18 protein-coding genes are annotated in these 20,567 nt (G+C 71.9%); 6 read left to right on the top strand and 12 right to left on the bottom strand.

Translation table 11 applies throughout. The annotated features are described in order from the left end of the window. Positions 1–27 precede the first annotated feature (27 nt). The 5 genes from ACIPXB_RS06485 to ACIPXB_RS06465 form a co-directional block, all read right to left on the bottom strand. Positions 28–1,110, bottom strand: a complete 1,083-nt coding sequence (locus tag ACIPXB_RS06485) for an SRPBCC domain-containing protein (protein WP_401445282.1) — start codon at positions 1,108–1,110, stop codon at positions 28–30. Between the two features lie 114 nt (positions 1,111–1,224). After that, positions 1,225–2,871, bottom strand: coding sequence for a polyamine aminopropyltransferase (locus tag ACIPXB_RS06480; RefSeq protein ID WP_401445280.1), 1,647 nt, complete (start codon positions 2,869–2,871; stop codon positions 1,225–1,227). A 133-nt stretch (positions 2,872–3,004) separates the two neighbouring features. Then, positions 3,005–3,526 (bottom strand): DUF2617 family protein, encoded by a 522-nt coding sequence (locus tag ACIPXB_RS06475; protein ID WP_401445278.1) that lies wholly within the window; start codon positions 3,524–3,526, stop codon positions 3,005–3,007. A 321-nt stretch (positions 3,527–3,847) separates the two neighbouring features. After that, positions 3,848–4,027 (bottom strand): hypothetical protein, encoded by a 180-nt coding sequence (locus tag ACIPXB_RS06470; protein ID WP_401445276.1) that lies wholly within the window; start codon positions 4,025–4,027, stop codon positions 3,848–3,850. A gap of 121 nt (positions 4,028–4,148) precedes the next feature. Beyond that, the gene (locus ACIPXB_RS06465) at positions 4,149–4,412 is read right to left on the bottom strand and encodes a hypothetical protein (RefSeq protein WP_401445275.1); all 264 of its coding nucleotides are present in this window, start codon (positions 4,410–4,412) and stop codon (positions 4,149–4,151) included. Between the two features lie 129 nt (positions 4,413–4,541). Between ACIPXB_RS06465 and ACIPXB_RS06460 the strand changes: the two genes are divergently transcribed. Both ACIPXB_RS06460 and ACIPXB_RS06455 read left to right on the top strand, forming a co-directional pair. Beyond that, positions 4,542–5,732 carry a pyridoxal phosphate-dependent aminotransferase gene (locus ACIPXB_RS06460; RefSeq protein ID WP_401445273.1) on the top strand — a complete coding sequence of 397 codons (1,191 nt, stop codon included), beginning with the start codon at positions 4,542–4,544 and terminating at the stop codon, positions 5,730–5,732. Positions 5,733–5,737: 5 nt separating this feature from the next. After that, positions 5,738–6,913: a hypothetical protein gene (locus tag ACIPXB_RS06455; protein WP_401445271.1), complete on the top strand. Its 1,176-nt coding sequence runs from the start codon at positions 5,738–5,740 to the stop codon at positions 6,911–6,913. A 21-nt stretch (positions 6,914–6,934) separates the two neighbouring features. Here the strand turns inward: ACIPXB_RS06455 and ACIPXB_RS06450 are convergent, their stop codons facing one another. After that, positions 6,935–7,474, bottom strand: a complete 540-nt coding sequence (locus ACIPXB_RS06450; protein ID WP_401445269.1) for a YbjN domain-containing protein — start codon at positions 7,472–7,474, stop codon at positions 6,935–6,937. A 199-nt stretch (positions 7,475–7,673) separates the two neighbouring features. Beyond that, on the bottom strand, positions 7,674–10,259 hold the full coding sequence (gene clpB / locus ACIPXB_RS06445; RefSeq protein WP_401445267.1) for an ATP-dependent chaperone ClpB: 2,586 nt from the start codon (positions 10,257–10,259) through the stop codon (positions 7,674–7,676). A 105-nt stretch (positions 10,260–10,364) separates the two neighbouring features. Here clpB and ACIPXB_RS06440 point away from each other — a divergent pair, with 105 nt between their 5' ends. Next, positions 10,365–10,769, top strand: a complete 405-nt coding sequence (locus ACIPXB_RS06440; RefSeq protein ID WP_401445265.1) for a pyridoxamine 5'-phosphate oxidase family protein — start codon at positions 10,365–10,367, stop codon at positions 10,767–10,769. Positions 10,770–11,051: 282 nt separating this feature from the next. Here ACIPXB_RS06440 and ACIPXB_RS06435 read toward each other — a convergent pair whose 3' ends face one another. Then, positions 11,052–11,366, bottom strand: a complete 315-nt coding sequence (locus tag ACIPXB_RS06435; protein ID WP_219667885.1) for a (2Fe-2S)-binding protein — start codon at positions 11,364–11,366, stop codon at positions 11,052–11,054. A 290-nt stretch (positions 11,367–11,656) separates the two neighbouring features. On the opposite strand from ACIPXB_RS06435, the gene ACIPXB_RS06430 reads away from it, so the two are divergent. After that, positions 11,657–12,670 carry a helix-turn-helix transcriptional regulator gene (locus ACIPXB_RS06430; RefSeq protein ID WP_401445262.1) on the top strand — a complete coding sequence of 338 codons (1,014 nt, stop codon included), beginning with the start codon at positions 11,657–11,659 and terminating at the stop codon, positions 12,668–12,670. A 140-nt stretch (positions 12,671–12,810) separates the two neighbouring features. On the opposite strand, the gene ACIPXB_RS06425 is transcribed toward ACIPXB_RS06430, so the two are convergent. From ACIPXB_RS06425 to dnaK, 4 genes are read right to left on the bottom strand one after another with little or no spacing between them, the layout of a single operon-like run. Next, entirely contained in the window at positions 12,811–13,257 is a 447-nt protein-coding gene (locus ACIPXB_RS06425; RefSeq protein WP_401445259.1) for a heat shock protein transcriptional repressor HspR, read from the bottom strand. A gap of 1 nt (position 13,258) precedes the next feature. Beyond that, positions 13,259–14,440 (bottom strand): molecular chaperone DnaJ, encoded by a 1,182-nt coding sequence (gene dnaJ / locus ACIPXB_RS06420; RefSeq protein WP_401445257.1) that lies wholly within the window; start codon positions 14,438–14,440, stop codon positions 13,259–13,261. Positions 14,441–14,473: 33 nt separating this feature from the next. Continuing rightward, positions 14,474–15,112, bottom strand: a complete 639-nt coding sequence (gene grpE, locus ACIPXB_RS06415; protein WP_401445256.1) for a nucleotide exchange factor GrpE — start codon at positions 15,110–15,112, stop codon at positions 14,474–14,476. Beyond that, a complete protein-coding gene (gene dnaK / locus ACIPXB_RS06410) occupies positions 15,112–16,956 on the bottom strand; it encodes a molecular chaperone DnaK (protein WP_401445253.1) in 1,845 nt (614 codons plus the stop codon). The genes grpE and dnaK overlap by 1 nt, the downstream gene beginning before the upstream one ends. Before the next feature lie 242 nt (positions 16,957–17,198). On the opposite strand from dnaK, the gene ACIPXB_RS06405 reads away from it, so the two are divergent. Together ACIPXB_RS06405 and ACIPXB_RS06400 are read left to right on the top strand one after the other, a co-directional pair. Then, the gene (locus ACIPXB_RS06405; protein WP_401445250.1) at positions 17,199–17,828 is read left to right on the top strand and encodes a sugar transferase; all 630 of its coding nucleotides are present in this window, start codon (positions 17,199–17,201) and stop codon (positions 17,826–17,828) included. Positions 17,829–17,972: 144 nt separating this feature from the next. Further along, entirely contained in the window at positions 17,973–20,246 is a 2,274-nt protein-coding gene (locus ACIPXB_RS06400; RefSeq protein ID WP_401445248.1) for a (Fe-S)-binding protein, read from the top strand. Positions 20,247–20,567 lie beyond the last annotated feature (321 nt).

Here is a 20,567-nt window from a genome sequence, read left to right as displayed (position 1 = left end):
CCTACGGCCCGTCAGCCCAGGACGCCCCTACCTGCGGCGGCGCAGCACGCGGCCGACGACGACAGCGGAGGCGATGGCGAGCGCGGCGGCGGGCGCGAGCCAGCGCAGGCTCGCGCCGGGCGCCACGGTGGCGGGGGCGGGCACCGGCGCGTAGCGGCCGCGCGGCGGCGCGTGGTCGACCTCCTCCGCGCTGCGCCCGATCATGGTCCGCCGTGCGTGGGCGGCCTCGGCGGGCGGGCGCGGCCCTTCGCCGAACTCGGCCTCCAGGAAGGGTTCGAGGGCGGGGTCGAGGGAGGGGTCGAGCGAGGGCGGCGGCACCTCGGCGTCGAAGACGGAGGCCGAGCCGTCGGCGGGCGATCCGTCGACGGACGGAAAGTCGGCGGACGGAACATCGGCGGACGGAACGTCGGCAGGCGGAACGTCGGCGGCCGATCCGTCAGCGGGCGGAATGTCGGCGGGCGGAATGTCGGCGGGCTCGATGAAGTCCGGGGCCTCCACCACCTCGACCCCGTCGTCGACCCCGTCGTCGACCCCGTCCTCGTCCTCGTCCGGGCCCGCGCCCGTGTCGACGTCGTCCTCCAGGCCCGCGTCCGTGTCGACGTCCTCGTCCAGGCCCGCGTCCAGGTCCGCCTCGACCACGTCCGTCCCGGCCGCGCCGGCCTCCTCCGCGGCCCCGGGCCGGCCGGCCACCGTGGCCAGGTGGGCCGCGGTCCGGTCCAGCAGCCGGTGGACCGCCGTCGTGGTGGCCTCGGGGGCGAAGGCGGCCGCCCGGCCGTCGGCGGTGGCGTCACCCGTGAAGGCGACCCGCGTACCACCGTCCACGTCGGCCAGCCGCAGGGCCAGCGCCAGCTTCACGGTGCCCGAGCCGCGGACCTCGGTGCCCTCGCCGCTGATCTCGTACGTGTCCGGGTCCCGCTCGGTGACGGTCAGCGCGCCCCGGTAGGTGACGGTGTGCCCGCCGACGCGCAGCTTCAGCCGCCCGGCCAGCGGCCCGCTGGCCTCGTCCGCGTCCTGCTGGAGCCCCGGCACACACCGGGCCACCCGCACGGGGTCGCGCAGCACCGCGCGGAGGTTCTCTACGGCCACCGGGACGAACACCAGATGCTCCATGCAGCCGAGCCTACCGACGACACCCCCTCCCGCACCCGGTCCGGCGCCGACCAAACGCCGACCAGCACCGTGGCTCCAGCGGAGCCCGAGCGCCGCCGGCCGCCCCGCCGCCGGTCAGGAGAACGAGTACCGGGGGTGCGGCAGCGTCGACGGCGGCAGGCCCGGCATCCGCAGGCGCTCCGCATCGCGCGCCGCGTCCCGCAGGGAGCCCGTCGAGAGGGAGCGCAGGCCGCCGGGGGTGTCCTGGTCGACGTGCAGGGCCGGGCGGTGGTCGCGGGCGGCCAGGACGAAGCCCCAGTCCTGCGGCGGGGCGTCGGCCGCGCCCAGGGTCCGGTCGGGGCCCGCGGCGAAACCGGAGAGCCGGCCGCCCGCGCTGTACGGCGCGGTCCGCAGGCCCGCCGCCCGCAAGGTGGCCTCGACCGTCCAGTACGTGCGCGGCCGCGTGGCCAGCGGTCCCGCGTGCACCACGAGCCGGCCGCCCGGGGCCAGCGCCCGCCCGGCCAGCCCGTAGAACTCCTGCGAGTACAGCTTCGTGCTGGGCGTGATCCCGGGGTCGGGCAGATCGGAGACGATCACGTCGTACCGCCCGGCCGGCACCCCCCGCAGCCAGCGGAACGCGTCCGCCGTGACGACGTGGACGCGCGGGTCCGCGAGCACGCCGGCGTTCAGCGCCGACAGCATCGGGTCCGTCCGGGCCAGCCGCACCACCCCCGGGTCCAGCTCCACCACGGTCACCGCCGCGACGTCCGGGTGGCGCAGCACCTCCCGCGCGGCCAGCCCGTCCCCGCCGCCCAGCACCAGCACCCGCGCGTGGCGGCCCGACATCGCCGGGTGCACCAGCGCCTCGTGGTAGCGGTACTCGTCGTAGCCGCTGATCCGCAGCCGGCCGTCCAGGAACAGGTCGAGCGAGCGCGGCGAGCCGGTCCGCGGGCCCGTGACCACCAGTTCCTGCACCCCGGTCTGCACCGCCACCCGCACCTCGCCGCCGTAGACCGCGCGCCGGGCCGCCCGCTCGAAGTCGTCGGCGAGCACGGTCGCGGACGCCAGCGCCGCGAGGACGGCGACGTTCGCCGCCAGGATCAGCCAGCGCGCCCGCCGGGTCAGGTCCCGCCGGAACAGCCACAGCACCAGGGCCCCGCCGGCCGCCGCGTTGACGGTGCCCGTCAGCATGGCGCCGGTCAGCTGGCCGAGCAGCGGCAGCAGCAGGAACGGGAAGGCCAGGCCCCCGACCAGCGCGCCCACGTAGTCGGCGGCGAACAGGTCGGCGACCGCCCCGCCGGCGTCCTGCCGCCGCACCCGCTGGATCAGGGTCATCAGCAGCGGCACCTCGGCCCCGATCAGCACCCCGATGACGAGCGAGAAGCCCACCAGCGCCGGCCGCGACTCCCCCAGCCAGGCGAAGCTCGCGTAGAGCGCGGTCGCCGAGAGCCCGCCCACCAGCGCCAGGGCCGCCTCGATGACGGCGAAGCCGACCGCCGGGCGCGCCCGCAGCCCCTTGGCGAGCAGCGAGCCGACGCCCATCGCGAAGACCATGAGGGACAGCACGACGGAGGCCTGGGTGACGGAGTCACCGATCAGGTACGAGGCGAGGGCCAGCAGCTCCAGCTCGTACACGAGCCCGCAGGCGGCGCAGACGAACACGGTGGCCAGGACGAGGAGTCGGCCGGTCCGGGGCCGTACGGGCAGGGCGGCCGGGACGGTCGCCGCACCCCGAGGCTCCGGCGCCGGGAGCACCCCGCGGGAGGCGGAACGGTCGATCATGCAGCGAACCGTACGTCACGGCCCGCTCGCACCGAGTCACCCACATGGGTGTAACTGGAGCACTGCTCCGGCCAGTTGGAGTAACGGTGCAGAAACGACTCGGCACCTCGCCCGCCGGCGCGGGAACAGCGCCTCACACGGCGGCCGCGGCCATCCTCACCCCGACCCGGGTCCGGGTCGCGACCAGCTGTCCTTCCTGCGGGTAGGCGTGCCAGGTGCGCCAGCGGACCTGCCCCTCGTAGCGCTGCGCGAGCATCGCGGTGAAGGCGTGCGGGCTGCCCGGAAAAGTGCCGGCGAGTCCGTTCGGGTGATCGGCGACCAGCGCGAGCAGTTCCTGCGCCCGGCCCGCGAAAGACCCCTGGGAGAGGGTCTCCACCCGCGCGGCGAACTCGTACTCCCAGTCACCCACCCGCTTGGCCACGCCGAGCGGCAGCGGCGTGCTGCTGCCGGGGATGCAGGCCACCGTCTCCGAACAGAGGACCGCGTCCTCCTCCAGGAGCACCTGATGGGAGGCTCCGAGCAGGCGCAGCTCCACCTTCGCACCCGCCAGCTCGAGGTTCAGTACGGCCAGGGCCGGCAGCCGGTCACGGCCCAGGGCCCAGGCGAGGTCGGCGGCACGCGTGTCGGTGTAGGTGGTCTGGAGGGTCGTGAGCATGAGTCGGCTCCGCAAACGCGCGAGGGAGAGGGGCCGGAGCCCCGCCAGCGGCCATGACGACGGGTGGGGGGTCACCGGCTCGGGTCCACAGGAAGTCCCGGGATGTCCGAGGACTGGTCTACTCAACCGAGGGAATCATGAAAGGCACGGCACTCACAGCGTTTTTACCCAACTTGAAGGGGTTTACATCCCCTCGGGGGCTCCACAGTTCAGGTGTTCAACCAGGCACGTCATCCGCCCCGCGCGCGAGGCTCTCCAATGGAACGGCGCCCGGCGGAAGTTGTCCCCGCCGGACGCCCCCGCACGGGCCGCTCACTCGCGTCAGTCGACGCCCTGACAGCCGTTCAGGCAGGAGTGCGGGCCGCTGCCGCACTGCGGGTGACCGCCGCAGGAGTGCGGACGCCCGCATTCCTGCGGCGGCGCCGTTTCGGCCGCCGCCCACCAGCTGAGCGTGGTGTCGTTCGACGGCCGTGCGAGCCGGTCCAGCCAGGCTCTGATCATCGTGCTCGACCCCCTTCCGGGCACCGCGGGACGCCGGGGGCCGACACCCTGTCCCGGCCCCCGGCGTCCCGCGTACAGACGTAGAGAGGGGATGCCCGCACCACGCCCCGCCGAAGCAGGATCAGCTGCCTCCGCCTCCGCAGCCCCCGCCGCCACCGCCTCCGCCACCGCCGCCTCCGCCTCCGCCTCCGCACGAGGAGGACGACGAGCCGCAGGAGGAGCCGCCGCCCGAGTCGCCACCGGAGTCACCGCCCCACCAGCTGGAGGACGACGACGTGTGCGAGCGCTTGCTCCCGGAGCCCGAGCCGACCGCGCCGATCCGCGCGACCAGCACGATGATCCCGGTGACCACCAGGATGATCGGAATGAGAATGGCCATCGACATGACGTCCGGCCCCCTTCGTACGCCCCGGTCCCCCGAGGAGCGGGATCCCCGCGTCCCGCGTGAGAGGGGGATGCCCCCGCCTCCGGCGGCCCAAAGCACACTTGAGCAAGTCCAGAGGTTCCCCTCAGGATGGCGCCCATGAGCGCATCCGCGGGCGAGAACCGCCCCTTCCTGAACCGCCGTCTCGCGGCTTTCGGCACCACGATCTTCGCGGAGATGTCGGCTCTGGCCACCCGCACCGGCTCCCTCAACCTGGGTCAGGGGTTCCCCGACACCGACGGCCCCGCCGAGATCGCCGAGGCGGCCGTCCGCGCCGTCCGCGACGGCCGCGGCAACCAGTACCCGCCCGCCCCCGGCATCCCGGAGCTGCGCCGGGCGGTCGCCGCCCACCAGGAGCGCTTCTACGGCCTGTCCTACGACCCCGACACCGAGGTCCTCGTCACGGCCGGCGCCACCGAGGCCATCGCCGCCGCCCTCCTCGCGCTCCTCGAACCCGGCGACGAGGTCGTCGCGCTCGAACCCTTCTACGACTCCTACGCCGCCTGCATCGCGATGGCCGGCGCCACCCGCGTCCCGGTCACCCTGCGCCCGCGCGACGGCGCCTTCGCGCTCGACCTCGACGAGCTGCGCGCGGCCCTCACCCCGCGCACCCGGCTGCTCCTGCTGAACACCCCGCACAACCCCACGGGCCACGTCCTGCCCGACTCCGATCTCGCCGCCATCGCCGCCCTCGCCGTCGAGCGCGACCTGCTGGTGGTCACCGACGAGGTGTACGAGCACCTCGTCTTCGAGGGCGGGCACACCCCGCTGGCGGGCCTGCCCGGCATGCGCGAACGCACCGTCACCATCTCCTCCGCCGGCAAGACCTTCTCCTTCACCGGCTGGAAGGTCGGCTGGGTCACCGCGCCGCCCGCCCTGGTCACGGCGGTCCGCTCCGCCAAGCAGTTCCTCACCTACGTCGCCTCCGGGCCCTTCCAGTACGCGATCGCCGAGGCCCTGGCCCTGCCCGACGCCTACTACCGCGACGTCCGCGAGGACCTGCGCGCCAAGCGGGACCTGCTCGCCGACGGCCTGCGCCGGGCCGGTTTCGAGGTCTACGCGCCCCGGGGCACGTACTTCATCACCACCGACATCGCCCCGCTCGGCGAGGACGACGGCCTCGCCTTCTGCCGCGCCCTGCCCGAACGCGCGGGGCTGGTCGCCATCCCCAACTCCGTCTTCTACGACGACAAGGACGCCGGCCGCACCCATGTGCGCTGGGCCTTCTGCAAGCGCACCGAGGTCCTCGAAGAGGCCGTCGCCCGTCTCGGCAGGCTCTAGTGCCGGTGACGACGGGCCGAGCGCCCGCCGCCACCGTCCCCTCCCCCGCCCCCGCCGTCCCCGCCGCCCTGCCCGGGGCCGTCGTGGCGCTCGCCGCGTTCGCCCTCGTACGGGGGCTGGGGGCGGCCGCCGTCGCCCTCGGCGCGTGGTGGGTGGGCAAGGACCCGGTGGCGGTGCTGGGGGCGTCGTGGGACTCCGGCTGGTACATCGCCATCGCCGAGCGCGGGTACGGGCGGACGCTGGCGTGGCCCGAGGGCGGCTACCTCCAGAGCGACCTGGCGTTCTTCCCGCTCTACCCGGGTCTGATGCGGCTGGCCTCGGCCGTGCTCGGCGTCGGCGCGGCGGGCGCCGGGCTGCTGGTGGCCTGGGCGGCGGCGGGCCTGGCCGCGGTCGGGGTGTACCGGATCGGGGAGCGGATCTCGGGGGCCCGGGCCGGGGTGCTGCTGGTGGTGCTGTGGGCGGCGGTGCCGCACGCGGTGGTGCTGAGCATGGGCTACACCGAGGCGCTGCTGGCCGCGCTCGCCGCCTGGGCGCTGTACGCCCTGCTGACCGGGCGGTGGCTGTGGGCGGCGGGCCTCGCGGTCCTGGCCGGACTGACCCGGCCGACCGGGATCGCGGTGGCGGCGGCGGTGTCCGTGGCGGCGCTGTGGACGCTGCGGGAGCACCGCGGGCGGGCCGGGGCGGCCGTGTGGGCGGCGGGGCTGCTGGCCCCGGCGGGCTGGGCGGCGTACCTGCTGGCCGTCGGGATCCGGCGGGGGGATCCGCTGGGCGGCTACTTCACCGTGCAGCGCGGCTGGGGGTCGCGCTTCGACTTCGGGGCCGGGGCGGCCGGGTCCGCGGCGCGCGTACTGACCGGTGACGGGCGGACGACGTTCGCCTCGGTGGTGACGCTGCTGGTGCTGGTGGGGGCGGTGGCGCTGGGAGTGGCGCTGGTGCGGTACCGGGCCCCGCTGCCGCTGCTCGTCTACACCGGCGTCCTGCTGGTGATCTCGCTGGGCGGGAGCGGGTTCTTCGAGTCCAAGCCGCGGTTCCTGCTGCCGGCGTTCCCGCTGCTGCTGCCGCTCGCGGCCGTCATGGCGCGAGCCCGGCCGCGGTCCGCGGTCGTGGTGACCGCGGCCCTGGCCGGGCTCTCGTCGGGCTACGGGGCGTACCTGCTGCTCATCGCCCGGGTGCCGCTGTGACGGCGGGTGCGGGGGCGGGGACTACTTGCCGTCCTCGCCGCCGTCGGTCTCGCCCTCGGACGAGTCGACCTCCTGCTCCAGGCCGAGCTGCTCCAGGAGCCACTTGTCGAACTCGATCGAGGCGCGGACCCAGCTGACCGTGGAGGACACGAAGTGCTCCAGGGAGACGCCGGTGCCGATCAGCATCTGCGCCTCACCGATCAGACGGACGGAGCCGTCGTCGTGGGTGTGGGTGTAGACCTTGGGCCACAGGGTGCGGCGGTTCCAGTCGTCGATCGACTCGAGCAGCTGGTGCTTCTCGTCGATCTTGTGCGGGCGGTCGTAGAACGTCCGCACCGAGAAGACCTGCTGCTCGTCCTCGCCGCGGAACATGAAGTACGTACGGAACTCCTCCCACGGCGCCGCGAGGTCACCCTCGTCGTCGACGACGTACTTGAGCTCCATCTGCTCCAGCAGCTGCTTGACCAGGTCCTGGTCGGGGACGACGGGGCCCGCCGGTCCTGAGGCCTGCGGTTCGGGCTGACTCCCGAAATTCGGAATCGAGGCCGGGTCGATGCTCACCGTGTTTTTCCCTTCGTGCGGATACCGCCATCCTCCCCCATGGCGCCCACCCCGTGGCAACCCTCGCACCGACGATCCGCTCCGGGCGGACACGATCGGCGGCGTCAGGGGCCCCGCGGGGCCCCTGACGTGGGCGATCGCCCGGACCGCGGCCGCGGCGGCTCCGGGACCGCGGCCGTGGCGACGCCCGGACCGCGGTTTACAGGGCGCGGCCGACCAGCAGGTCCTCGCCCGCGACGTCGACGCGTACGGTGTCCCCGTCGCGGACCTCGCCCGCCAGGATCTCCTTGGCCAGCCGGTCGCCGACGGCCGTCTGGATCAGGCGGCGCAGCGGCCGGGCGCCGTACGCCGGGTCGTTGCCCTTCTCCGCCAGCCAGGCCAGGGCCTGCGGCGTGACGTCCAGCGTCAGCCGGCGCTCGGCCAGCCGGCTCGCCAGGCGGCCGATCTGGAGCTCGGCGATCCGGCCCAGCTCGGCCTGGTCCAGGGCCGAGAAGACGACCAGGTCGTCCAGCCGGTTGAGGAACTCCGGCTTGAAGGAGGCCCGGACGACCTCCAGGACCTGCTCGCGCTTGACGTCCTCGCTCGTCAGCGGCTCGACCAGGTACTGGCTGCCCAGGTTCGAGGTCAGGATCAGGATGGTGTTGCGGAAGTCCACCGTCCGCCCCTGGCCGTCGGTGAGCCGGCCGTCGTCGAGGACCTGGAGCAGGATGTCGAAGACCTCCGGGTGCGCCTTCTCCACCTCGTCCAGCAGCACCACGCTGTACGGGCGGCGGCGCACCGCCTCCGTCAGCTGGCCGCCCTCCTCGTAGCCGACGTACCCGGGCGGGGCGCCGACCAGACGGGCGACCGAGTGCTTCTCGCCGTACTCGGACATGTCGATGCGGACCATGGCCCGCTCGTCGTCGAAGAGGAAGTCCGCGAGCGCCTTGGCCAGCTCGGTCTTGCCGACGCCGGTGGGGCCCAGGAACAGGAAGGAACCGGTGGGGCGGTCGGGGTCGGCGATCCCGGCGCGGGTACGGCGCACGGCGTCCGAGACGGCCCGTACGGCCTCCGACTGGCCGATCAGGCGGCGGCCCAGCTCCTCCTCCATGCGCAGGAGCTTCTGGGTCTCGCCCTCCAGCAGCCGGCCGGCCGGGATGCCGGTCCAGGCGCCGACCACGTCCGCGATGTCGTCGGGGCCGACCTCGTCCTTGACCATGGTGTCGCGGGCGGCGCTCTCCTCGTCCGCGGTGGCGGCCTCCAGCTCCTCCTTCAGCGCCGGGATCTCGCCGTACTTCAGCTTGGACGCCGCCTCCAGGTCGCCGTCCCGCTCGGCACGCTCCAGCAGGCCCTCCAGGGCGTCCAGGCGCTCCTTGAGCTCACCCACCCGGTTGAGGGACTGCTTCTCCTTCTCCCAGCGCGCGGTGAGGCCGCGCAGCTCCTCCTCCTTGTCGGCGAGGTCCTTGCGCAGCTTCTCCAGGCGCTCGATCGAGGCGGGGTCGGACTCGTTCTTCAGCGCCAGCTCCTCCATGCGGAGCCGGTCCACCGACCGCTGGAGCTCGTCGATCTCCAGCGGGGAGGAGTCGATCTCCATGCGCAGCCGGGAGGCGGCCTCGTCGACGAGGTCGATGGCCTTGTCGGGCAGGAAGCGGGAGGTGATGTACCGGTCGGACAGGGTCGCGGCGGCCACCAGGGCGCTGTCGTTGATCTGCACCTTGTGGTGGGCCTCGTAGCGGCCCTTGAGCCCGCGCAGGATCGCGATCGTGTCCTCGACGCTCGGCTCCGCCACCAGCACCTGCTGGAAGCGGCGCTCCAGGGCCGGGTCCTTCTCGATCCGCTCGCGGTACTCGTCGAGGGTGGTCGCGCCGACCATGCGCAGCTCGCCGCGCGCCAGCATGGGCTTGAGCATGTTGCCCGCGTCCATGGCCGAGTCGCCGCCGGCGCCCGCGCCCACGACGGTGTGCAGCTCGTCGATGAAGGTGATGATCTGCCCGTCGCTGGACTTGATCTCCGCGAGGACGGTCTTGAGGCGCTCCTCGAACTCGCCGCGGTACTTCGCGCCGGCCACCATCGCGCCGAGGTCCAGGGCGACCAGGCGCTTGTTCTTCAGCGACTCGGGGACGTCGCCCTTGACGATGCGCTGCGCGAGGCCCTCGACGACGGCCGTCTTGCCGACGCCGGGCTCGCCGATGAGCACCGGGTTGTTCTTCGTACGGCGCGAGAGCACCTGGACGACGCGGCGGATCTCGTGGTCGCGGCCGATGACCGGGTCGAGCTTGCCCTCGCGGGCGGCCGCCGTGAAGTCGGTGCCGAACTTCTCCAGGGCCTTGTACTGGCCCTCGGGGTCGGGGGTGGTCACCCGCCGTCCTCCTCGTACGTTCTCGAAGGCGGCCAGCAGCTTGCCGGCGGTCGCGCCCTGTGCGGTCAGGACCTCACCGGCGGCGCCGCCCTTGGCGGCGACGGCGATGAGGAGGTGTTCGGTGGAGAGGTAGTCGTCCCCGAGCCGGCCGGCCTCGGCGTCCGCCTCGGCCAGGACGGCGAGCAGCTCGCGGCTGGGCTGCGGCGGCGCCACCGTGGAACCGGTGACGCTGGGCAGGCCCGCCAGGACGCGCTCGGCGCCGGCGCGGACGGCGGCCTGGTCGGCGTCGACCGCGACGAGCAGATCGACGATGTTCTCGTTGTCCTCGCCGGCGAGCAGGGCCAGCAGCAGGTGCGCGGGGGTCAGGTCCGGGTGGCCGTCCTTCACGGCCCGGGTGGTGGCGGCGTTCAGGGCGGCCCGGCTCCTGTTGGTCAGCTCGGCGTCCACGGGCGGCTTCTCCTCTCCGGCTCTTCCTTGATACTGACAAGGTCAGCGTACACAAAGTTGAGTCTATTCCACTCAAGGCGCTGTCCGGTAGATACGCTGCGGCCCATGTCCCACGACGTACGGAACCCGACGCCCGACTACCTCGCCTTCTGGCGGGAACGGCACGTGTGCACGCTGACGACCCCGCGCCCCGACGGCACCCCCCACGTGGTCCCGGTGGGCGTGACGTACGACCCGGAGGCCGGGGTGGCACGGGTGATCAGCAACAAGCACAGCAAGAAGGTCCGCAACGTCCTGGCGGCGGCGCCGGGGACGGCGCGGGTCGCGGTCTGCCAGATGGCGGGCCGGCGCTGGGCCACGCTGGAAGGGCGCGCGACCGTCGTCACGGACGAGGCGTCGGTCGCCGACGCCGTGGCGCGCTACGCGGTGCGGTACGGGCGGACGCCGTCGCCGAACCCGGACCGGGTGGTCATCGAGATCGCCCTGGACCGTGCGATGGGCCGGGCCTGATCACGGAGCGGACACCGGTCCCGATCACGGGAACGGCACCGGGCGCGATCACGGGAACGGCACCGGGCGCGATCACGTCCGTGGCACCGAGTGCCGCCGGCGCGGGGCCGTGACCTGGCACGGCGCCGGTTGAGAGCGGGATTCCGCTTTCGGTTCGGATTTCATCTTGTCCGGTTCGCGTATGGACGCGGACAGCACAACGGCGCCATCGTGTTCAGGTCCACGATGGCGCCGTTGTGTGGGGGTAGCGCCTGAGCGATCTGCGACGACGGGGGAATCGCGTCAGGCACTGCGGGGGGTGGCGGTGGTGATGTCGGGCTCGAACAACTGGTGGTCGCGCTGGTCCAGGTTGACGAACACCATGCCGTACCGGACTTCGCAGCGGACGGGCTGCGGCGCACCACGGGGGCGCCGCAGGCACCGGTACGCCCGGACGTCCTCGTCCTCCTCGCGCACCACGACGATCGGCTGCCCGAACAGGGTGACCATCAACGAATCGCCAGGGTGGGGGATGGCCGTGACGAGATCGATGAACTGCCACCCGGACCGGTAGGCCGAGGCCATTTCACGCCGGAAGTCGCGATCGTCGGGGGTCATCAGGACACCTTCGCAGGGGCCGAGGTCCACCCGGTGTCCAACTTGCCCGCCGTCGGACCGTTGGTCCAGCCGGTGTCTCCGTCGGCGCGAGCGCTGCCCGCATCAGCGTCGATCGCGCTCACTGCCCCAAATACCGCAACGGCGGAGAAAACAACGGCAAGCGCCGAGCGAAGCATTCTCTTGTACATGGTCGGCTTCGTCCTCACTTGATGGAATCCTCTCCCCCGCGTGTCAGACGATGGCTCATTCGGGCACGTCAATGCCACAGGGACGATGCATCATGTTCTTGCATGTTCAGGACCCTGGGGGGTGGAGATTTGCCCAGAAACGACACAAACCCGACACATCCCCACCCCGTCACGTCCCTGTGCGACGAGGGAACACGGCTGTACGCGGCAGCGCTCAGCACCGGACGAATCGCCCGGGGAGAGGTCCAGAACGCTCCCTGCCTGCTTGAATTCGCCCTTCTGCAGCCCGACCCTGACGACGCGAACCAACTCCGTCCGGTTCCCCCGTCCGTCGCGCTCGCCCAACGGCTCCACCCGATTGAACGGGAGATCCAGGACCGGCGGCGGACCGCTGTAGATCTCACCGACGCTTTCGAGCCGTTCCTGGCCATCAGCGCGCAGAGCCCGTCGGACACCCATGCCATCACGGTGCTCGAGGGCTTCGAACGGATCAACGCCGCCCTCAACCTCGCCACCGCCGAGTGCCACACCGAGGTCCTGACCGTCCAGCCGGGCGGCCCTCGGCCCTCCCTGGCCCTCAGTCAGGCCCTGGAACGCGACGCCCCGTTGATCGACCGTGGGGTCAGCATACGGACTCTCTACCAGCACACCGTGCGGCACAGTCAGGGCACGCTCGCGTACGTCGACCGGATATCCGCCGGCAAGGTGGAGATCCGCACCCTGGAGGAGCTCATCGAGCGCCTCATCATCTTCGACCGCTCGGTGGCCTTCATCCCGGCGAGCGACGACCGCCGGGTGGCGCTGGAACTGCGGCACCCGGGGCTGGTCGACTACCTCATCAAGGTCTTCGAACAACTGTGGCGGCGCGCCGTGCCGCTGCGCGACGAGGTCACCTACACCCCGACGCCGACCGGCATATCGGGGGTCCAGCGCTCGATCGCGCAGCTCCTGGTCGAGGGCCACGTGGACGAGGCGATCGCCCGCCGGCTGGGCATGAACGTCCGCACCTGCCGGGCGCACATCGCCAAACTGGCCACCACCCTGGGCAGCGGCAGCCGCGCCCAGCTCGGCTTCCTCATCGCCCAGTCGGGCATCCTCAACGGCCCGGAGCGCTAGCCCCCGTACGCTCGCCCGTACGCCGTGCCGTACGCCGCCCCGGAGGCCTCCCGGGACGCACGAGGGCCCCGCCCGGGGTCTTCCGGGCGGGGCCCTCGTCACGTCACGCGGTACCGCGTCGGCAGCGCACCGCTGCCGGGTCAGTCCTGCGGGCGCTTGGGGCGCCACACGACCAGCGCGCTGGTCTGCTGCGGCGGCTGGTACGGGACCAGGTCGCGCCGGTAGGAGGCGTGCACCTGGGCCTCGCGCTGGCGCATCGCCGCCGCCGCGCCGTCCACCGCCGCCGAGAGCTCGGCCACCCGCTGCTGGAGCGCCGCGACCTGGTTCTCCAGCTCGATGATCCGCTTGATGCCCGCCAGGTTGATGCCCTCGTCCTGCGACAGCTGCTGCACCGTGCGCAGCAGCTCGATGTCACGGGCCGAATAGCGCCGGCCGCGCCCGGCCGTACGGTCCGGGGAGACCAGGCCGAGCCGGTCGTACTGGCGGAGGGTCTGCGGGTGCAGACCCGAGAGCTGGGCGGCCACCGAGATGACGTAGACCGGGGTCTCGTCGGTCAGCTGGTACGGATTCCTGCGGCGGCCGTCCATGTCATGCTCCCTTCGCGGACTCGAACAAGGTGGCGCGCGGATCCTCGGAGGAGGTCGCGTCGCGGTACGTCTCCAGTGCCTCGCGGGCCTTGTCCGACAGCTGCGTCGGAACGGCCACCTCGATGGTGACGAGCAGATCGCCCCGGGTTCCGTCCTTGCGGACCGCGCCCTTGCCGCGGGCGCGCAGCGTGCGCCCGCCCGGGGTGCCCGGCGGCAGCTTCAGGGTCACCGAGGGGCCGCCCAGGGTGGGGACCTTGATCTCGGCGCCCAGTGCCGCCTCCGTGAAGGTGACCGGGACGGTCACCGTCAGGTTGTCGTCCCGCCGCCCGAAGACCGGGTGCGTGCCGACGTGCACGACGACGTACAGATCGCCGGCCGGACCGCCGCGCTCGCCCGGGGCGCCCTTGCCGCGCAGCCGGATCCGCTGGCCGTCGGAGACGCCCGCCGGGATCCTGACCTGCATGGTCCGCGAGGACTTGGCCCGGCCGCTGCCCTTGCAGACCTCGCAGGGGTGCTCGGCGATCAGGCCACGGCCCTTGCAGTCCGCGCACGGGTCGGTGAGCGAGAAGCCGCCGCCGCTGCCCCGCGAGACCTGCCCGGTGCCCACGCAGGTCGGGCACACGCGCGGCGTGCCGTTCTTGTCGCCGGTGCCGGAACAGGCCTTGCAGGCCGCCTGGGAGGACATCCGCAGCGGCACCGTGGCCCCGTCCACCGCCTCCGTGAAGGAGAGGGTGACCTCGGACTCGATGTCCTGGCCGCGGCGCGGCTGCGTACGGGTGCCCGTACCCGCTCCGCCGCGGTTGAACAGGCCGCCGAAGACGTCGCCCAGCCCGCCGCCGAAGCCGCCGGCGCCCGCTCCGCCCTGCTGCGTGCCCCCGAAGAGGTCGCCGAGGTCGAAGTTGAACGAGCCGCCGCCACCGCCCGGTCCGGGGCGGAAGCCACCGTTGCCGAAGAGGGCGCGCGCCTCGTCGTACTCCTTGCGCTTCTTGGCGTCGCCGAGGATGTCGTTGGCCTCGGAGATCTCCTTGAAGCGCTCCTCCGCCGCGGCGTCGCCCTTGTTGGCGTCCGGGTGGAACTCGCGCGCGAGCTTCCGGTACGCCTTCTTGATCTCGGCCTCGGTGGCGTCCTTCGGGACACCGAGGACCTTGTAGTAGTCCTTCTCCACGAAGTCCTTGGTACTCACCCTCGGTGTCCCTCCTCTCGCAGTGGAATTGCGTCAGCCCTTGTCAGGGGCATCCGTGTCCGCATCGCCGGCGTCCTCGGACTTCGGCGCCGCGCCCGGCTGGGGCTCGGCGACCGCGACCCGCGCGGGACGGATCGTGCGCTCGCCGATCCGGTACCCCGGCTGCAGGATCGCCACGCACGTCGTCTCGGTGACATCCGGCGCGTAGCTGTGCATCAGGGCCTCGTGGATCGTCGGGTCGAAGGGCTCGCCCTCCTTGCCGAACTGCTGCAGACCCATCTTCGCGGCGACGGTCTCCAGCGATTCGGCCACCGACTTGAAGCCGCCGACCAGCTCACCGTGGTCCCGCGCCCGGCCGATGTCGTCCAGCGTGGGCAGCAGCTCGGTCAGCAGGTTCGCGACGGCGATCTCCTTGACCGTGACGCGGTCCCGCTCGACCCGGCGGCGGTAGTTCTGGTACTCGGCCTGGAGCCGCTGGAGGTCCGCGGTGCGCTCGTTGAGCGCCGTACGGGCCTGGTCCAGCTGCGCCAGCAGAGCGACGTCCTGCTTCGCGTCCCCGGCCGGGGCCGCCGCCTCCTCCTTGGCGGAGTCGGCGGCCTTCGGCTCGTCGGGCGTGGTGCCGTCGGCGGGGACTTCGGGCTTCTCCTCGAAGCCCGGGGTCTCCTCCGACATCAGGCAGCGCCGCCCTTCGGCTTCTCGTCGTCGACGATCTCGGCGTCCACGACGTCGTCGTCGGCCTTGGCCTGCTGCTCACCGGCGGGGGCGCCGGCGGCCTGCGCGCCCTGGGCGTCGGCGTAGATCGCCTGGCCCAGCTTCTGGCTGACCGCGGCGACCTTCTCGGTCGCGGTGCGGATCTCGGCGGTGTCCTCGCCCTTGAGCTTCTCCTTCAGCTCGGCGACGGCCGCCTCGACCTCGGTCTTGACGTCGGCCGGGACCTTGTCCTCGTTGTCCTTGACGAACTTCTCCGTCTGGTACACGAGCTGCTCGGCCTGGTTGCGGGTCTCGGCGGACTCGCGGCGACGCTGGTCCTCCTCCGCGTACTGCTCGGCCTCCTGGCGCATGCGGTCGACCTCGTCCTTGGCGAGCGAGGAGCCGCCGGTGACGGTCATCTTCTGCTCCTTGCCCGTGCCCAGGTCCTTCGCGGTCACGTGCATGATGCCGTTGGCGTCGATGTCGAAGGAGACCTCGATCTGCGGGACGCCACGCGGGGCCGGCGGCAGGCCGGTCAGCTCGAACATGCCGAGCTTCTTGTTGTACGCCGCGATCTCGCGCTCGCCCTGGTAGACCTGGATCTGCACGGACGGCTGGTTGTCCTCGGCCGTCGTGAAGATCTCCGACCGCTTGGTCGGGATCGTGGTGTTGCGCTCGATCAGCTTGGTCATGATGCCGCCCTTGGTCTCGATGCCGAGGGACAGCGGGGTCACGTCGAGGAGCAGGACGTCCTTGACCTCACCCTTGAGGACACCGGCCTGGAGGGTGGCGCCCATGGCGACGACCTCGTCCGGGTTGACGCCCTTGTTGGCGTCCTTGCCACCGGTCAGCTCCTTGACGAGCTCGGCGACGGCCGGCATACGGGTCGAGCCGCCGACCAGGACCACGTGGTCGATGTCGGACAGCGAGATGTTCGCGTCCTTGATGACGTTGTGGAACGGGGTCTTGCAGCGCTCCAGGAGGTCCGCGGTCAGCTGCTGGAACTGGGCGCGGGTGAGCTTCTCGTCCAGGTGCAGCGGGCCCTCGGCGGACGCCGTGATGTAGGGCAGGTTGATCGTGGTCTCCGTGGAGGAGGAGAGCTCGATCTTCGCCTTCTCGGCGGCCTCGCGCAGGCGCTGGAGCGCCATCTTGTCCTTGGACAGGTCGACGCCGTGGCCGTTGGCGAACTGCTTCACCAGGTAGTCGACGACGCGCTGGTCCCAGTCGTCACCACCGAGGTGGTTGTCACCGTTGGTCGCGCGGACCTCGACGACACCGTCACCGATCTCCAGGAGGGACACGTCGAAGGTGCCGCCGCCGAGGTCGAAGACGAGAATGGTCTGGTCGTCCTTGTCGAGGCCGTACGCCAGGGCGGCGGCGGTCGGCTCGTTGACGATGCGCAGGACGTTCAGGCCCGCGATCTCGCCGGCCTCCTTGGTGGCCTGGCGCTCGGAGTCGTTGAAGTACGCCGGCACGGTGATGACCGCGTCGGTGACCTTCTCACCCAGGTAGGCCTCGGCGTCGCGCTTCAGCTTCTGCAGGATGAAGGCGCTCATCTGCTGCGGGTTGAAGTCCTTGCCGTCAAGGTTGATCTTCCAGTCGGTGCCCATGTGGCGCTTGACCGACCGGATGGTGCGGTCCACGTTCGTGACCGCCTGGCGCTTGGCGACCTCGCCGACGAGGACCTCGCCGTTCTTGGCGAAGGCGACGACGGACGGCGTGGTCCTGGCGCCCTCGGCGTTGGTGATGACGGTGGGCTCGCCGCCTTCGAGAACGCTGACGACGGAGTTGGTGGTGCCCAGGTCGATGCCGACCGCACGAGCCATTTTGATTCCTCCAGCTGACTTGAGTGGAACAGACTCAAGGATGCAATACGGGTCGCGGTCCCGTCAACAGACCTGAGTCGAGGGGACTCAACTCTTACGCCAGCCTTACGCTCACCCCGGCTGCAACCCGGCTGCGACCCGTCCGCGCCGACCGGGACCGGGGTGAGCCGGGCGGGGGACCGGCGCCCTCCCGCGCCGCGCGGCGCGCGGCGCCGCCGGGGGCGGTGCGGCACGGTGCCTGCATGCCGTTGCCGCCGCCGCTGACATTGCCGCTGCCGTTGCCGGCCCTGCCGCCGGCCAAGCGGGTCGTCGACCTCGCCGGCGCGCTCACCCTGCTGGCCCTGCTCGCGCCGGTGCTGGCGGTGGCGGCCGCCGCGCTGGCCGCGACCGGGCACGGGCGGGTCTTCGTACGCGCCTCCGGACGGACCTCCGGACGGACCTCCGGACGGGTCTTCGTACGGCAGGAGTGCGCCGGGCTGGCCGGCGCCGCCTTCCGGACCTGGCGGTTCGCGACCACGGGGCGCACCGGAGCGCTGCTGGAGCGCTGCGCGCTGGACGGGCTGCCGCAGCTGCTCAACGTCGTGCGCGGGGAGATGTCCCTGGTCGGCCCGCGGCCGCAGGCCGGCCCCGGCGGCCCGGACGCCGGGCGGGCGCCCGTACCGCCGCCCGAGCGGCTCCCCGTACGTCTGCTCGTACGCCCCGGGGTGACCGGGTTGTGGCAGGTCAGCGCCCGGTCGGAGCTACCGTGGGAAGAGATGGCGCTGCTCGACCGGCACTACGTCGAGCACCACTGGCTGGGAATGGACCTGGCGATCCTGGCCCGGACACCACGCGCGGCGCTGGCCCACCGGGCCCGCGCCGGGGCCGCCTGAACCGCACGCTCACGCCGCCACGTAGGGTTGCCTGAGCGACACAGATCACCGCCTGCGCGGCTACAGTGCGGCCGTATAAGTCGGTAACCTCAGGCTTGACTGAATAAGTTACCGCTTAGTAACGGCCCGCCCGAGGAGCCCGTCATGCAACTCGCCGCGATCATTGTGTCGCTGACCCTGACCGTGGTCGGCGTTGCACTCTTCGCCCGAGCGATCGCCCAGATCTACCGGTTCGTGAAGATCGGCCAGCCCGTGCCGGCCGGCAGCCGCACGGACGACTGGAAGGCCCGTACGGTCACGCTGACCAGGGAATTCCTCGGCCACACCCGGATGAACCGGTGGGGCATCGTCGGCTTCGCCCACTGGTTCGTGGCGATCGGCTTCCTGACCCTGCCGCCGACCCTGGCCCAGGCGTACGGCCAGCTCTTCGAGGCGGAGTTCACGCTGCCGATCATCGGCGGCTTCCTGCCGTTCGAGCTGTACATCGAGTTCATCGGCGTGATGACGATCCTGGGCATCCTCGCCCTGATCGCGATCCGCCTGCTGAGCCTGCCCTCGCGGGCGGGCCGCAAGTCGCGCTTCGCGGGCTCGAAGGCCTGGCAGGCGTACTTCGTCGAGTACGTCATCCTCACCATCGGCCTCGCCATCTACGTGCTCCGCGGCCTGGAAGGCGCCATCCACCACGTGGACTCCTACGAGGCCGCGTACTTCGCCTCGTACCCGCTGGTCGTGGCCTTCGAGGGACTGTCGGTCAGCACCCTGCAGAACCTGCTCTACTTCACGGCGATGGTGAAGATCAGCGTCTCGCTGATCTGGATGATCACCGTCGCGCTGAACACCAACATGGGTGTCGCCTGGCACCGCTTCCTCGGCTTCCCGAACATCTGGTTCAAGCGCAACGCCGACGGCGCCACGGCGCTCGGCGCCCTGCAGCCGATGACCAGCGGCGGCAAGGAGATCGACTTCGAGGACCCGGGCGAGGACGACGTCTTCGGCGTCTCCCAGGTCGAGCAGTTCTCCTGGAAGGGCATCCTCGACTTCTCCACCTGCACCGAGTGCGGCCGCTGCCAGTCGCAGTGCCCCGCCTGGAACACCGGCAAGCCGCTCTCGCCGAAGCTCCTGATCATGTCGCTGCGCGACCACGCGCACGCCAAGGCCCCGTACCTGCTGGCCGGTGGCGGCAAGAGCATGGAGGGCGAGGAGAAGGCCTCCGAGGAGCAGCTGAAGGACGTCCCGGCCGCCGCCCTGGCGGAGGCCGAGCGCCCGCTGATCGGCACCGCCGAGGAGAACGGCGTCATCGACCCGGACGTGCTGTGGTCCTGCACCACCTGCGGCGCGTGCGTGGAGCAGTGCCCGGTCGACATCGAGCACATCGACCACATCGTCGACATGCGCCGCTACCAGGTGATGATCGAGTCCGCCTTCCCGAGCGAGGCCGGCACGATGCTGAAGAACCTGGAGAAGAAGGGCAACCCCTGGGGTCTGGCCAAGAAGCAGCGCGTGGAGTGGACCAAGGAGGTCGACTTCGAGGTCCCGATCGTCGGCAAGGACGTCGAGGACCTCTCCGAGGTCGACTACCTCTACTGGGTCGGCTGCGCCGGCGCCCTGGAGGACCGCGCCAAGAAGACCACGAAGGCCTTCGCCGAGCTGCTGCACATCGCGGGCGTGAAGTTCGCGATCATGGGCGGCGAGGAGAAGTGCACGGGTGACTCCCCGCGCCGCCTGGGCAACGAGCCGCTGTTCCAGCAGCTGGGCCAGGAGAACGTCGCGATGCTGAACATGGCGTTCGGCGAGGACGACGAGGACCCGGAGACGAAGAAGCCGAAGTCGGCGAAGAAGATCGTCTCCACCTGCCCGCACTGCTTCAACACCATCGCGAACGAGTACCCGCAGCTCGGCGGCGAGTACGAGGTCATCCACCACACCCAGCTGCTCCAGCACCTCATCGACGAGGGCCGGCTGCTGCCGGTGACCCCGGTCGACGGGCTGATCACGTACCACGACCCCTGCTACCTGGGCCGGCACAACAAGGTCTACACGCCGCCGCGCGAGATCATGTCCGCCGTCCCGGGCCTGCGCCAGCAGGAGATGCACCGCCACAAGGAGCGCGGCTTCTGCTGTGGCGCCGGTGGTGCGCGGATGTGGATGGAGGAGCGGATCGGCAAGCGCATCAACACCGAGCGCGTGGACGAGGCGCTGTCCCTGAACCCGGACATCGTCTCCACCGCCTGCCCGTTCTGCCTGGTCATGCTGACCGACTCGGTCAACGGCAAGAAGAACGACGGCCAGGCGAAGGAGTCGCTGCAGGTCGTGGACGTCGCGCAGCTGCTGCTCGACTCGGTGAAGACGCCGCCGCAGGCGGCGGGCGAGGACGTCGCGGAGCCGGAGCCCGAGCCGGAGCCGCAGCCCGCGAAGTAGCCGGGCGGCCGGCGGACACGTCAGCGGCCGGGATCCCCCGTGGGGGGTCCCGGCCGCTCGGCGTTCCGCCGGCGTGGACGTCGGCCTCGACGTGGTGCGCGCCGGACCGGTAGATCTTGGCGACCGAACCGTCGGCGAGCCGGGCGGTGTTGGCGACACCGCCGAAGCCACGGACCCGACATGTGGGAATAGCGTCGAGAACGTCACAACCACTGACAGAACACCACGCAGGGGCGTAAACCGGATGGGGTGCGTACCCCATGGGGTACCCCTAGGGGATGTCACAGGTCAGCCGCAAAGGGTGGCAATTCCGGTCGCTCG

It is taken from the genome of Streptomyces sp. NPDC090022, assembly GCF_044748145.1.
Taxonomy (GTDB): Bacteria; Actinomycetota; Actinomycetes; order Streptomycetales; family Streptomycetaceae; genus Streptomyces.
The sequence above is the reverse complement of the archived record's forward strand: the minus strand, read 5'-3'. Positions and strand labels throughout refer to the sequence as shown.

What these genes read in the sequence shown, in the direction of transcription:
- ACIPXB_RS06485 (WP_401445282.1), bottom strand. Translation starts at nt 1,110, where the DNA reads ATGGAGCATCTGGTGTTCGTCCCGGTGGCCGTAGAGAACCTCCGCGCG.
- ACIPXB_RS06480 (WP_401445280.1), bottom strand. Translation starts at nt 2,871, where the DNA reads ATGATCGACCGTTCCGCCTCCCGCGGGGTGCTCCCGGCGCCGGAGCCT.
- ACIPXB_RS06475 (WP_401445278.1), bottom strand. Translation starts at nt 3,526, where the DNA reads ATGCTCACGACCCTCCAGACCACCTACACCGACACGCGTGCCGCCGAC.
- ACIPXB_RS06470 (WP_401445276.1), bottom strand. Translation starts at nt 4,027, where the DNA reads ATGATCAGAGCCTGGCTGGACCGGCTCGCACGGCCGTCGAACGACACC.
- ACIPXB_RS06465 (WP_401445275.1), bottom strand. Translation starts at nt 4,412, where the DNA reads ATGTCGATGGCCATTCTCATTCCGATCATCCTGGTGGTCACCGGGATC.
- ACIPXB_RS06460 (WP_401445273.1), top strand. Translation starts at nt 4,542, where the DNA reads ATGGCGCCCATGAGCGCATCCGCGGGCGAGAACCGCCCCTTCCTGAAC.
- ACIPXB_RS06440 (WP_401445265.1), top strand. Translation starts at nt 10,365, where the DNA reads ATGTCCCACGACGTACGGAACCCGACGCCCGACTACCTCGCCTTCTGG.
- ACIPXB_RS06435 (WP_219667885.1), bottom strand. Translation starts at nt 11,366, where the DNA reads ATGACCCCCGACGATCGCGACTTCCGGCGTGAAATGGCCTCGGCCTAC.
- ACIPXB_RS06430 (WP_401445262.1), top strand. Translation starts at nt 11,657, where the DNA reads ATGTTCAGGACCCTGGGGGGTGGAGATTTGCCCAGAAACGACACAAAC.
- ACIPXB_RS06425 (WP_401445259.1), bottom strand. Translation starts at nt 13,257, where the DNA reads ATGGACGGCCGCCGCAGGAATCCGTACCAGCTGACCGACGAGACCCCG.
- grpE (WP_401445256.1), bottom strand. Translation starts at nt 15,112, where the DNA reads ATGTCGGAGGAGACCCCGGGCTTCGAGGAGAAGCCCGAAGTCCCCGCC.
- dnaK (WP_401445253.1), bottom strand. Translation starts at nt 16,956, where the DNA reads ATGGCTCGTGCGGTCGGCATCGACCTGGGCACCACCAACTCCGTCGTC.
- ACIPXB_RS06405 (WP_401445250.1), top strand. Translation starts at nt 17,199, where the DNA reads ATGCCGTTGCCGCCGCCGCTGACATTGCCGCTGCCGTTGCCGGCCCTG.
- ACIPXB_RS06400 (WP_401445248.1), top strand. Translation starts at nt 17,973, where the DNA reads ATGCAACTCGCCGCGATCATTGTGTCGCTGACCCTGACCGTGGTCGGC.